15 protein-coding genes and 1 pseudogene are annotated in these 11,909 nt (G+C 54.9%); 5 read left to right on the top strand and 11 right to left on the bottom strand.

The genetic code is table 11. From position 1 onward, the window contains the following. Positions 1 to 34: 34 nt before the first annotated feature. From AC1U7K_RS03180 to AC1U7K_RS03165, 4 genes are all read left to right on the top strand, one after another. The gene (locus AC1U7K_RS03180; protein WP_480249345.1) at positions 35 to 1,075 is read left to right on the top strand and encodes a DUF3644 domain-containing protein; all 1,041 of its coding nucleotides are present in this window, start codon (positions 35 to 37) and stop codon (positions 1,073 to 1,075) included. A gap of 94 nt (positions 1,076 to 1,169) precedes the next feature. Continuing rightward, positions 1,170 to 1,760, top strand: coding sequence for a DUF4433 domain-containing protein (locus AC1U7K_RS03175; RefSeq protein WP_480249344.1), 591 nt, complete (start codon positions 1,170 to 1,172; stop codon positions 1,758 to 1,760). A gap of 9 nt (positions 1,761 to 1,769) precedes the next feature. Next, complete coding sequence (darG, locus tag AC1U7K_RS03170; protein ID WP_480249343.1) at positions 1,770 to 2,894, top strand: type II toxin-antitoxin system antitoxin DNA ADP-ribosyl glycohydrolase DarG; 1,125 nt, start codon at positions 1,770 to 1,772, stop codon at positions 2,892 to 2,894. Between the two features lie 20 nt (positions 2,895 to 2,914). After that, entirely contained in the window at positions 2,915 to 3,550 is a 636-nt protein-coding gene (locus AC1U7K_RS03165) for a DNA-processing protein DprA (RefSeq protein ID WP_480249342.1), read from the top strand. A gap of 60 nt (positions 3,551 to 3,610) precedes the next feature. Here the strand turns inward: AC1U7K_RS03165 and AC1U7K_RS03160 are convergent, their stop codons facing one another. From AC1U7K_RS03160 to AC1U7K_RS03125, 8 genes and pseudogenes are all read right to left on the bottom strand, one after another. Beyond that, positions 3,611 to 4,591: a nucleotidyl transferase AbiEii/AbiGii toxin family protein gene (locus AC1U7K_RS03160; RefSeq protein WP_480249341.1), complete on the bottom strand. Its 981-nt coding sequence runs from the start codon at positions 4,589 to 4,591 to the stop codon at positions 3,611 to 3,613. After that, positions 4,588 to 5,358, bottom strand: coding sequence for a type IV toxin-antitoxin system AbiEi family antitoxin domain-containing protein (locus tag AC1U7K_RS03155; RefSeq protein ID WP_480249340.1), 771 nt, complete (start codon positions 5,356 to 5,358; stop codon positions 4,588 to 4,590). The genes AC1U7K_RS03160 and AC1U7K_RS03155 overlap by 4 nt, the downstream gene beginning before the upstream one ends. A 341-nt stretch (positions 5,359 to 5,699) precedes the next feature. Then, positions 5,700 to 6,566 (bottom strand): tyrosine-type recombinase/integrase, encoded by an 867-nt coding sequence (locus AC1U7K_RS03150; protein WP_480249420.1) that lies wholly within the window; start codon positions 6,564 to 6,566, stop codon positions 5,700 to 5,702. Positions 6,567 to 6,668: 102 nt separating this feature from the next. Then, positions 6,669 to 6,926 (bottom strand): annotated as a pseudogene (locus tag AC1U7K_RS03145) (Arm DNA-binding domain-containing protein); the annotation flags it as partial. Positions 6,927 to 7,182: 256 nt separating this feature from the next. Next, positions 7,183 to 7,836 (bottom strand): tyrosine-type recombinase/integrase, encoded by a 654-nt coding sequence (locus tag AC1U7K_RS03140; protein ID WP_480249339.1) that lies wholly within the window; start codon positions 7,834 to 7,836, stop codon positions 7,183 to 7,185. Between the two features lie 124 nt (positions 7,837 to 7,960). Next, positions 7,961 to 8,416, bottom strand: a complete 456-nt coding sequence (locus tag AC1U7K_RS03135; protein ID WP_480249338.1) for a tyrosine-type recombinase/integrase — start codon at positions 8,414 to 8,416, stop codon at positions 7,961 to 7,963. Between the two features lies 1 nt (position 8,417). Then, on the bottom strand, positions 8,418 to 8,636 hold the full coding sequence (locus tag AC1U7K_RS03130) for a helix-turn-helix domain-containing protein (protein WP_480249337.1): 219 nt from the start codon (positions 8,634 to 8,636) through the stop codon (positions 8,418 to 8,420). Between the two features lie 36 nt (positions 8,637 to 8,672). Next, positions 8,673 to 8,930 carry a helix-turn-helix domain-containing protein gene (locus AC1U7K_RS03125; protein ID WP_480249336.1) on the bottom strand — a complete coding sequence of 86 codons (258 nt, stop codon included), beginning with the start codon at positions 8,928 to 8,930 and terminating at the stop codon, positions 8,673 to 8,675. A gap of 872 nt (positions 8,931 to 9,802) precedes the next feature. On the opposite strand from AC1U7K_RS03125, the gene AC1U7K_RS03120 reads away from it, so the two are divergent. Beyond that, positions 9,803 to 9,988, top strand: a complete 186-nt coding sequence (locus AC1U7K_RS03120; protein ID WP_480249335.1) for an HNH endonuclease signature motif containing protein — start codon at positions 9,803 to 9,805, stop codon at positions 9,986 to 9,988. Between the two features lie 110 nt (positions 9,989 to 10,098). Here AC1U7K_RS03120 and AC1U7K_RS03115 read toward each other — a convergent pair whose 3' ends face one another. The 3 genes from AC1U7K_RS03115 to AC1U7K_RS03105 all read right to left on the bottom strand — a co-directional run bounded on the left by AC1U7K_RS03115 (position 10,099) and on the right by AC1U7K_RS03105 (position 11,718). Beyond that, the gene (locus tag AC1U7K_RS03115) at positions 10,099 to 10,284 is read right to left on the bottom strand and encodes a helix-turn-helix domain-containing protein (protein WP_480249419.1); all 186 of its coding nucleotides are present in this window, start codon (positions 10,282 to 10,284) and stop codon (positions 10,099 to 10,101) included. Between the two features lie 120 nt (positions 10,285 to 10,404). Continuing rightward, complete coding sequence (locus AC1U7K_RS03110; RefSeq protein ID WP_480249334.1) at positions 10,405 to 11,163, bottom strand: hypothetical protein; 759 nt, start codon at positions 11,161 to 11,163, stop codon at positions 10,405 to 10,407. Positions 11,164 to 11,208: 45 nt separating this feature from the next. Beyond that, complete coding sequence (locus AC1U7K_RS03105) at positions 11,209 to 11,718, bottom strand: hypothetical protein (protein ID WP_480249333.1); 510 nt, start codon at positions 11,716 to 11,718, stop codon at positions 11,209 to 11,211. Positions 11,719 to 11,909: the final 191 nt, after the last annotated feature.

The following is an 11,909-nucleotide window of genomic DNA, read 5'->3' as shown; positions in this document are numbered from 1 at the left end:
AATGAGGGGATTACCGAGGGCAGTTAGATCGGCCTTGGATAAAGCGCACGACTCCGCGTTGCTGGCCGTTGAGGTTTATAACAAGCCCGCCGTGAAGTTCAAATCAGGCGGTTACATCGCACTGATGGTGATCGCCTGGACGGCGTTGTTTCATGCCATCTTCTTCAAGAAGAAGCGCAGACCATTTTACAAGAAACCAAGCGGACGGTACGTCAAGACAGGCGGAGATTACCGATATTGGGAGTTGGACGAGTGTCTGCGGCAGTACTACGGCAACGACACAATGAACGCGGTGCGGAAGAATCTGGAGTTTTTCATTCCATTGCGCAACAAGATCGAGCACCGTTCGATGCCGGAACTCGACGCCAACATCTTTGGTGAGTGTCAGGCGATGCTCCTAAATTTCGACGAGATGCTGGAAAAGGAATTCGGCAGCAAGCATTGCCTGCGCGAATGCCTGTCATTTTCGCTGCAAATGTTCCCTTCGGCGGAGGGTTTAATAGATGCGATCACGCGCAATGCCGCAGTAAAACCGATCGCCGATTTTATCCAGCGTTATCGCTCGACGGTCTCACCCGAGACTTTGGCCAGCGGCAAGTACTCATTCAAGGCGTTTTTGATACAAGTTACCAACCATCCCAGCTCCAGCGCACCATCTATTCAGTTTTTGCACTATGTCAAACTGACAGAAGAGCAGAAGAAACAGGCTAGCCATTTAGTAGCCATGGTTAAGACCAAGGCGGTGCCAGTACTAAACCCAGACACGATGAAAGCAGGAGAGGTAGTGAAAAAGGTCCAGCAAGGACTGGGCAATCCCACAGTGTTGCGGGCCGGAAAACAGGGTGACAAGTTTACCATGGATACCCACATCCGTTGTTGGAGGCGATACAAAGTCCGTCCTCCCAATGGCAGCCAAATTCCATGGGAGACCGACCCGAAATACTGCGTATATGACAAACTGCACAATGACTACGGTTACACTCAAGAATGGGTTGATTTTCTTATCGAGGAACTGAAGGACGTCGCCAAGTTCGATGCTATCTGCAAAACAGCGCCATCAACGCCGTCAAAATGATCCAGCTCGACCGAGAAGATAGAAAGATCCTGGACTTCATCATTGATTTCTACATCAAGTACTGATTGGGGCAGGATGTGGGTGAGGACAAGGAGTGAACCGGGAAGACATTACCGAGCTCCATTTCATCACAGCTATCGAGAACGTGCCGTCGATCTTAGAGCACGGCATTCTCTCGAACAGAAGGGCGGCTGGATTAGCGCATAGGTCGGTGGCCATGCTGGAGGTGCAGGACAGGCGGCGTGACAAACGGATTCCTGGCGCAGGCCTGCTGCACGAGTACGCCAATCTCTACTTCGATGCACATAACCCCATGTTGAGTAGGCGACGCGACATGAATGACAGCATCTGCGTCTTGCGAGTCGATGCATCCGTGCTCGACCAGCCCGGCGTGATCGTCGCCGACTGCAATGCGGCGAGTGACTACGTTCGGTTTTACGCGGCTTCTGCCGGAATACAGGCCTTGGACAAAGACCTGATCTTTGCTCAATTCTGGACCAATGCAGACGATCCCTATGAGGCCATGAGACACAAATCGATCAAATGCGCAGAGGTCCTGGTGCCTGACTCCATCAGCCCAGACTTGCTCATCGGTGCTTATGTGGCGAATCAGCGGGCGTTGGGCGCCTTTGAAGCGCTGGGTACCCAATTGCCGGTGGTCATCAACGGTGCTATGTTCTTCTGACGGGCAGCCATGAGAATCTTAGTCGGAGACATACTGAAGTCGAAGGCGCAAACGCTAATCAATACGGTCAATTGCGTCGGCATCATGGGAAAGGGGATTGCCCTTGAGTTCAAGAACCGGTTTCCCGACATGTACGCGGACTATGTCGAACGATGCCAACGGGGCGAACTAAAGCCCGGTGTTCCGTATCTCTATAAGACCTTGTTCCCGCCTCAGATCATCAACTTTCCGACCAAAGATCATTGGAAGTCGATCTCTAAGCTGAGTGATATCGAGCGCGGGCTGGAACACCTCTTAGAGCGTTACCGGGAATGGGGGGTCACTTCATTAGCTATTCCTCCACTTGGATGCGGTAACGGCCAATTGGAATGGCGGGCGGTTGGCCCCTTGATTTATCGGTTCGTCAAGGACATGGGTATCCCCGTTGAGATGTATGCCCCTTATGGCACGCACCCGAAAGAACTGATGGTGGAGTTCTTGGGACAAGGTACAGGTCGGCAAACGGAACCAACAGTGAAGAATGGACAGTCGGCGCTGAATCCGGCTTGGGTGGCCTTGGTTGAAATTCTCGCTCGCATCGAGCAACAACCCTACCACTGGCCAGTTGGAAGAACGTTGTTTCAGAAAATCGCCTATGTGGCTACAAATGAGGGCTTGCCGACGGGTTTGCACTATCAACGAAGCAGCTTCGGCCCGTTCTCAGGAGATTTGAAAGCTCTGGAAGCCAAGCTCGTCAATAACGGCCTGTTACAGGAAGAACGCCGCGGGAAGATGTTCTTGGTTACTGTGGGGCCGAACTTCGATCGTGTTCGACAGAAGTATGTACCGTTCTTTGAGCGATGGGGCAAGGTCCTGTACAAGACCGCCGATCTATTTACGCGGGTCAACACCGATCAAGCTGAAATCATTGCCACGGTTTTGTTTGCAGCCCGTGAATTAACGGGGGAAGGACGAGCACTGCCTTCTGAGACCGACGTGTTGGAAGGGGTCATGCATTGGAAACAGAAACGTCGTCCTCCTCTTGACCGAAATGCAGTCGCCTCGACGATCCGGAATCTCGCCACATTAAAATGGCTGGCTGTCACGGCCGATCCAAACCTGCCGGTTCCGGAGGATGAAGCGATCCCAGCCTAGATAGTGGGTTCACCGACAGCATGCCGACATCTCTTGCGTGGCTTTCTTCCAGTGACCCAAGTTTCCCTTCACAGCTTACCCAGTACCTAGGTGTTAAGGCCCCTTCACGAATTGCCTTCATTGGTAATCCAGCCATCCTCAGCACCAAGGCCGTGGGGCTGATCTGTTCGGTCAAATGTCCTGGCAACATCATCCTCCAAACATACGACCTAGCCCAACGGTTACGTAACACGGGCGTTCCGGTCATCGGAGGCTTCCATTCACCCATGGAACGAGAATGCCTGCGGATTCTCCTACGCGGAAGTCAACCGGTGATTATCTGTCCGGCCAGAGCGCTCAAAGCGATGAGAGTCTCGTCCGAACACAAGGCGGCTCTCGAAGAAGGCCGGCTTCTGTACCTCTCGCCGTTCTCTGAAAAAGTGCGCCGTGCAACCGTCGACGCCGCCCAGTTTCGCAATCGCTTTGTGGCCGCCCTGGCCGAACACATTGTCGTTCCCTACGCCGCTCCCGGGAGCAAAACCTTTGAACTGTGCCGGATTTTCATCTCATGGAAGAAGCCTGTCTCCACGCTGGCGAGTGAAGCGAACGGCGCTCTTCTCAAGCTGGGCACGCGACCGCTGGAGGGATCTGCCGATGAGTTCGCTCCTAAGCCTTAGTCACCCGCTGTTCGAAGCCAAAACGGCACCGACAGTCTTTCAACGCTCTTGCGTCTTCGCCTACACGTCCTCCTGCACCTCGCGATGCTGTCGAACGTTGAGCGCCTTCCATCGGAGCGCAGGATGCTCGCGGATCGTCGCCTGGATCACAGGATCGCTCGTGAGCAGCTCTGGTGCGATGTCCCCATGGTCGTTCAGGCGCGCGATGAACTCCTGCTCCTCAGCAGTCAGGGGCAGCACTTTCTCTAACAGGTCCCGACATTCAGACACCAGTTGTTCGCCCCACGCGGCAACATTGGTTGGCGACTCTTTTGTCGTAGTGCGGAGCGTCGGCAAGAGCTGGTTCTGTAGCTCGACTGGATCTACTTTCACATCGTCGGGGGAGACTGTCCGCCAATCCCTCCGATTCGCCCCGCCGTACACAACGAACGCGAGCCGTAGCTTGACCCGGTCGAGATCATCTCGCCGGAGGAGTCCACATGTATCGAAGAGGTCGCGGCTCGCCGTACGGGAGAACAGGGCGGCGAGCTTCCCACCTGCGAGTTCGTGGAGGTCCAGCATGGGTACTTCCTTCGCCCGGTAGAATCCGACCGGACGTGAGTCGGAAGGCCGCGTTGGCCACAGTGGTGCACGGAGCAGGAAATTGATGTCTAGTTCGAGATTCCCTGGCTGGCCGGAGGCCGACGCATAGGTGAGGCGCCATTTGCCACCGGCATGCTCTCCGGGAACTCGCATGACCCGGAGCCCTTCGCGGCCACAGGCCGCCTGCACCGCCTGCTCGACCTTGGGCCGTTCGGTTACCATGACCTCGCGGTCGATAGCGCCAACATAGTTGAGATCGATGTCGACAGAGAGGCGCGGCACGTCGAAGACAAAGAGGTTGAGTGCCGTGCCCCCTTTGAGCGCAATGCGGGCTCGGAGAAACGGGTGGCTCCGCAAGGCATCGAGTAGGGCCAGGAGGCGGAGGGCCTTCTCGAGCGTTTCGCTGAGAAAGCCCGTGGCTGCGGCTTCCCGCTGCAACTCCTCTAGCGTAAGGTTCATGGGACCTCCGCCCAGGCCTGTGACAGCACGCGCTCCGGCACAACGAGGTTCCACCGCGACACGAGCTTGCCCGGTTCTCGTCGCCGATCCAGATAGCGAGGCTGCGCCGGCGCGTGGGAGCGCAACGCCTCCAGATGTCGGTCCTCGACCATGAGCCTCTCGCGATGCTGCTCCAGGAAAAACCCAACACGGGCTACAGTGAGCGCCGAGCCAAGCTTGAGCGCATACTCCACAACCGCGTCGAGGTCAAAGAACTCGACTGTCTCTAGTGAGCGCCAGATCTCTTCCCAGCCACCTCCATGCTCGGGTACGTCCAAGACATCGACCAGGGTTCGCTCAAATGTCGTCACTCGAACCACCCCGCCCGCATGCCGTTGTTCGATGATGCCTCCACCGGCACCGGGCAGTCGGCGCAGCGGGGCAGGCAGCTGAACGGGGACGAACTCCGCCTGGCGGAAGCGAAACGGGCGGCCCCGGCGGCGTGACAGGTAGGTGAACCGGTTCGAGACCGAATAGGCCTTTCCGTGGAACTGCAGTGCCGCATGGTACGCGACGACCGCGTCATCGGCCAGCTTCGTGACCACGAGGTACGGGTCCACCACGGCTGCCTTTGGATCGACACCGCGGGGAACAGTCGCATAGAGACCACGACGGACGCGCACGAGACGACCAGCCGCCAGATGAAGGGCCAGGAGGTTGTTGCTCGTGTGGCGGCTGCGCCCCTTCGCCTGCGCGTGGGCTACGAGGAACTCCTCGTGCGTAAACACAGGATGGTTCGAGAAAAAGTCTATAGGAGATGTGTTGCCGTTTTGCGCATTCATAACCATATAATATAGTTATTTCTGCGTTAATTTACAAGTAAGACTTTCCGAAATGTGCATTTATAATCATTATTGATAGTTACCCGGTTACGTCATGGCAAGTTTATGGCCTTCGTATGGACGTATAGGCTTGTCGTCCTGCTGGCTTGTGGCGCCGTTAGACCGTCCCTACCACGGTTTGCCGTTTCGGCTTTCCCGCTTTAACCGCTCTTTAAAATGGAGCCGAGCACCAAGTGAGCCCGGAAGAAACGACGTGGGTACTGTCACAGTGTGTTCTGGTACAGAACCTAATTGGTAGCGGCGCTCACAAGCCGCTGTAATGCTGGGAGCGACGGCGTGGGAATTGATCCCCTTCTTTGCTTCCTTCCCTCTTTACGTTGGAAATGCTTGTGGACCGTCAGCAACATCTTGCTCGCGTTCTGTTCCAAGGCCCTGCGCAGAGGATCAAGGTCCAGTCGCGCATAGATTCTTGTCGTGCTGATGTTGCTGTGGTTGAGGACTGCCCCAATCAACTGAAGGCTTTCACCGCTGCCAGCCAGCCATGATCCCACAGTGCGCCGGAGATCGTGAAGTCTGACATCGGAGACACCGCCCTTGGTCCGAATACGACCCCAGGCTCGCTTGATGTTCACGCGATGGGACCCCTTGCGCCCGGCGAACACATAGGGATTTCCATCTTGTCGCGGAAGCTTGCTCAAGACTGCGAGGAGCGGTCCCGCCAGGGGAAGCACATGCGGGCGATCAGCCTTCGTCTGCGGGATACGCCACTCGGCTTGCTCCAAGCTGATGTCCTCCCACCGCATCGTGAGCACCTCTTCGCGGCGAGCCCCGGTGAACAAGTACGTAAAAAAAGCCCCGCGCACACACTCATCAGGTTCTTCAAGGATGGCGGCAAACAGACGAGGAAATTCATCGGGCCGCACGAAACGATCCCGTTCTTTTTCTTTGAAGAAATGAATTCTGGTTGCAGGATTCTCCCCCTGAAACATGCCCCAGTCCTTGGCTAGGTTGAACATCTTTCTGAGCAGGGCCACGGCGCGATTCGCTCGATAGGGCGCCGCCTCCCCGATTTTCGAATGCAGCAGGACAATCTCATTCCCGCTAATATCGGATAACTTCCGCGTCTTCAAATCCTTGAGATGCGTTTCCAGCATGCTCCGGTCATCCCTCGCCGACCGCTTCATGGGGAGATGCCGTTGCTCATACAAGACGGCTAGATCGCCAAAGGTCGGCTCCTTGATCCTGTCCTGACGTACTTGCGCCGGATCTTCCCCTTGTGCGATTGCCCCGACATGAGCCTCCGCCTGCTTGCGAGCCTGGTCAACCGTGAGAGGACCATACGGACCGATGGTAATTCGCCTGACCCTCCCTCTGACACGTTTCTCCAGGACGAATGTCTTCGTTCCCTTGGTCACTCGCAGCGCAAAACCACGAAGCACACAGTCTCGGATAAAGACTTGTCTTGAAGGTGGGAAGGGAGTGTCATCAATAAGGCGTTTCGTGAGTTTTGGCATGGACGCGGCCTCCGTGCGCGTTGACTTCTCGATCACAACGGTCTAATCAGCGGGCCGAAATGTAGACGCTGTGTAGACACGAGAGAGCGAAATGTCGGGGTCTAGACCGTAACCTAGAGGAGGACCGTAATCACAACTCGTTGAAGTGTCAAGAGGCGTGGTAAGGGATAGTACCTGAGAGTAAATGCTGGTGCTGGCTCTTAATCAGCGGGCCGTAGGTTCGATCCCTACACGGCCCACCAATTTTTTCACGAGATTAGGCAGCGTCGGTGGCGGGTGACTGTGCGGGCATGGCGGCAGGGGTCCGTACTGGTGTCCTTTCCAATACGCCGACGTGATTCATGTCCCCGCTTGGAATCCAACGAGCGTAGTACTTCAGCGTGATCGTCGGTTTTGTATGACCGAGTTGTTTCGCCACATACAGTAACGGCACGCCAGCAGATAGCAACAGGCTCGCGTAGGTATGGCGGAGGTCATAGAGGCTGAAGGCCGGCAACTCGGCCTTCTCCAAGACCCGTCGCAAGGCCCTCGCGATATGCCGGTCATCGATCAAGGTTCCCGTTTCCGAAGGGAACAACCATTCGGACTCCCTCCCTCGTGCGATAGCTTCAGCTTTCAGCCATGTCAGATACGACTTCAGCCGGTCTATCATCTGGTCGCCTAGATCGACCCATCGCGGCTCGCCGGTCTTCGTCCGCTTGATCGAGCCCCCCAGGGTGGCCGAACATTCCACCAGTAACCGCTTCCCGTGAAAATCTATGTCGCCAACCTTTAGTGCCTGCCCCTCACCAGGACGCAGACCCGTATGGAGCATGAGAAAGAGCAGGTTCGCGTAGCTGGGGGAAATCTTCCCTTCTCGCTCCAGTTCGGCCAGCTTCGACTCCAATGCCGCCTTCTGCTCCCAACTCATTGCCCGCACTTCAACAGACCTGCCTTACCAGACCGCCGCTTCTGCCGTTGCCCGATCAGTAGATTCGTGAGAATAACTCCCTCTTCAGCAGCTTCGCTTAGAATGCTCGACAGCGTGGCGCGGATCAGCCGAAGCGTATTGGCACTATAGGGGACTGCGGCTGTTTTCTTCTCGCCGCCCTTATCGTGATGTACCCGTCGCGCTGTTTCTGGGAGAGGAGCGCCTTTACATCCGCCCAGGTCAGGGATTTTATATCCCGCCCGCCTAAGGGCGGCAGGATGTAGAGGTCCAGAACCTGCTTGTAGCCGGCGTACGTCTTCGCGGCCAGTTCACGCTTCGCACCTGACCTCCATTTCTCCACATACTCGCTCAGGGTCGTCACAGGAACAAGCTTTCGTGCGATCTCCCACCCCTGGAGCAGCTTCGTCTTGATGATCGACTCCTGCGTTCGCGCCTCCCGCTTATCTGGCACGGCCTTCCATCGCTTTCGCTTGCCGTACCGATCCAAATACAACTTGTCGTTCTCCTGCCGGACGTTGAATTGCACGTAGTAGACGCCCTTGCGTTTCGCGAACCCCATCCTATCTCCCTCCTTTCTTCGGCTCCTCGCCGATTAGATGTGTGATTGGAACATCGAGGGCTGCCGCCAGCTTGCGTAGCGTGGAGAGGCGGGGGTCGTATTCCCCCGCCTCCAGCCGTACCAGTGTGGCGAGGCCGACACTTGCCTCTCGACTCAACGCCCGAAGGCTCAGTCCGCGCTTCTCACGAGCGGCTCGTAGCCGTACCCCTAGCGTATTCACTTCTGGATCATATGGTACTCAGAACTGGAACGAGTGTCAACCGGTCGCTTCTGTTGGCCTGCCCGTCGGCATGACCGTATGCTTTTTCAACCAATCGTCCAGCAGTTGCCGGTCAAACTTGGTAAGCCGGCCAACTTTCAAGAATGGGATTCGTCGTTGACTCACCATCGAGTACACGGTGTGGACAGATAGCCCAAGGTACTCTGCCGCTTGATGGATGTTCATCAGCCCTCGCCCAGTACCGTCCTGACGCTCGCCGATCCCCTTGATCGGCGGGAAACAGCTATCCGGCAAGGCAGACCTCCTTTTAGCCCTGATCGTTTCCTGAGAGCAATCGCATCTTCTCTGCTGCGACCCAAATCGGTACGCCTCCGTGCTCCATTGGCTCATAGAGGACCACCAGGTCCACGCATCTGCCCAGAGCATGATCACCCCGGCGCATGGTCCTAGTCGGCCGCTATACCAGGCAGCGAGCAGAAGCGGAAGCAGCCGGCTATCGAGAGGCGGGAAATTGTCCATGACATACGAGCACGGCTTATCCACAGCCTTTCCCTCCTTATCCCCAACATACCACAAGATTTGGTGTTGACACAGCCTCCTATCGTCCATATAGTGGGTCTAGCAGTATTGCCTCCTGAGAGAGGATGGCAGATCAGATGACTTGGCGAAGGCACTGTTGCCCATGCGGGCAAGAAATTTTGAAGGTGAAATCAAGACTGGACTTGCGATGCATTACTTTCGGGTTAGTGGACCGGATTGGGTCGAATGTAGACGATGTAAAAGGAGGTTGGCGCTTCCTGATTGGAGTCCGCTCGGCGTCAAAAAATATATTAGCTGAAACTATAGCCATTCCGGCGTGAAGTCTGAGCGAGGCGATCAACGCCTCAGCTGAAGGGCGGGAAGCCGTACTTGAGGTCCTAGAGGGATCGGTACGGCTTTTTTATTGATGAAAGGGGGTGATGTTTATCGAAATCTTATAGGTGAAATGCCCATCTCAGTAGATTCGCTATAACCGTATCCAGAGAAGGAGGATTGAAGTGGCAAGACAACACAATACAACGACGAGAGGCAACGCTTTTAGCCCAACGGAAATCGACGCGGTATGGCGCAAAGGTCGCGTTGTGGCGGGATACAACCCGAACGAGTATAGAATCGATAGCTGCAACATGTGGATGCAGAGATCGGCATACGGCACGACCGGGCAGTATGGCTGGGAGATAGATCACATCAAGCCTGTTGCCCTTGGTGGAAGCGACGACATGGCGAACCTTCAGCCGCTTCACTGGCGCAATAACCGAGGCAAGGGTGACAATTACCCCGAGTGGTATTGCACCGTTCCTTCAGCTGCCTAGTAAAGGAAAGCACGGTAGCGAGGGGCTGCAGCATAGGGAGTCCCTCGCGGCCGTCACTCCCTGGCCGCCGGGACAGGGTTGTTTGGCAAACGGGTTGGGGAAATTTGCGTCTAATACAACTGTTTTATTACGGCGTTCGGGTTGATCTTCAGAGCCCTCGCGATTCGGAGAAACTCAATCACGTCAAGCCGCCTCTCCCCTGCCTCATACTTCGCAACGTACGATTGAGGGCGATCAAGTCGTTCAGCGACATCCTGTTGAGTTAGCCCCGCCTTGATTCGGGCATGCCTGAGCAGCGAACAGAACCGCTTGTATTCTGAGAACGAGGATGTTAGCCCCCATCGGCTCCTCTTGTTGGGAACCTCATCATCATCCTCTTTCGGGATTATCCCAATTCCAATGTGTCCGGCCCGGAATTAATGTTTCTCCTCACCACGGCTCTGTAGTTTCCTGACGAACCAAGACAGCCAAGTTTCTTTCGGGACAAGCCACCCGCTCGTATTATTTGAAGGAAGCAACCCCCCAGAGTGATTTGCAACCCACTCGTCACGAAGTCGCTTTGCTTCGGATGGTGCGATGGTGATCGATAGTAATGCGTTCTGCCGGACAAGACGATACCCGTCGAAACTAAAGTGAATTAGGTTTTCGCCCTCGAAGCGCGCAAACCATCCCCGGTTTTTGTCTTCAAACAGCGTTTCTGCATTTATAGGACGACCATTTGCAACATCGAGACTATACAGAATACCGTTCATCTCATACACACCGGGGCGAACTTTGAAATTCAAGAACATCTTGATGCGATCGCCTTGCACACTGATAGCGCCATGAGGGTCATGGGGCAGATACAATTCTGTTATTAACGGCCCCTCCGATGTTTCTTGCCCCCTCTTGATTAGCATCCTAACCTTCGACCTATAGAATTTTCTAAGCTGAGGGTCTTCTTTGAAATCGCTCCTCTTTTGTTCAGCGATGAGAGCGTACAATGTCTCGCCTTCCTTTACGGCATCAATCGCGAGAATTGGCAAATTCGGCGGTGGGAAGTTTACGACGAAAAGTGAAACTAATAAAAAGAGACCCAATACCCCGGCTGATACAGCAAATCGAAATTTCCAATTTGTCCTCGGCTTATAAATGATGTTCTCCGAGGGCAAATCACTATACTTCAGAAACGGCACCCAATTATCTTTATAGTTCAAATCAAAGAAGTAATCAGAGTGTCTCTATCCTTGGTAACACTGCTGGATTATTGACCGGGATGTTTCAGAATCAAATCCGTCGGCGCCCGAGGGTCCCGCATCTCGAATGAACCAACATGCAAGTTTTGCCCAAATATCTTGTTGACCATATTGGTTCAGTACGCGTTTAACCCTTCCAGTTTGGATCAACTTGTCCCATGGAAAGTCTGTTCGAACAATAGATCCACAAAGGATCACCGCATCTAGCTTTATCTGGGGGTAAAGGAGAAGTGCCTCAGCAACGAGGTACGTACCAAGGCTGTGCGCAATTACCGATGGAAGGGAAGCGTCCTGATTAACACGGATATATTGATCCCGGAACCAGTCGACTTGCTTCCGACGCATACTTGGGCGGATGAGTTTAATGGCGTTGAAAAAGCCATAATCGAGCGGTGCGTGAGTGAAGCCCGATTTGTTGAGCTGAAGCGTTAATGTCTTCTGCCAGGCGCCGGAAGTCCGTATGCCGTGCAGAGACATTACTATCGATTCGGGCATATCCCCTCCGTTGAAACGAAAAACTAATTAGCATATTATTGACGAAAAAGGAGGCGGCCATGAAAAAATACATCGCGCTGCTGGCACTAATTGCCTGTATTGTTGCACCGAATATCGCAGCGTACGCAGAGGGTGTTCCAGCGCCGTCTGGCCCTTTAACGCCTCCGCCACCACCGCCACCCCCACCACCG

The organism is Nitrospira sp. Vd2 (assembly GCF_979581665.1).
The sequence above is the reverse complement of the archived record's forward strand: the minus strand, read 5'-3'. Positions and strand labels throughout refer to the sequence as shown.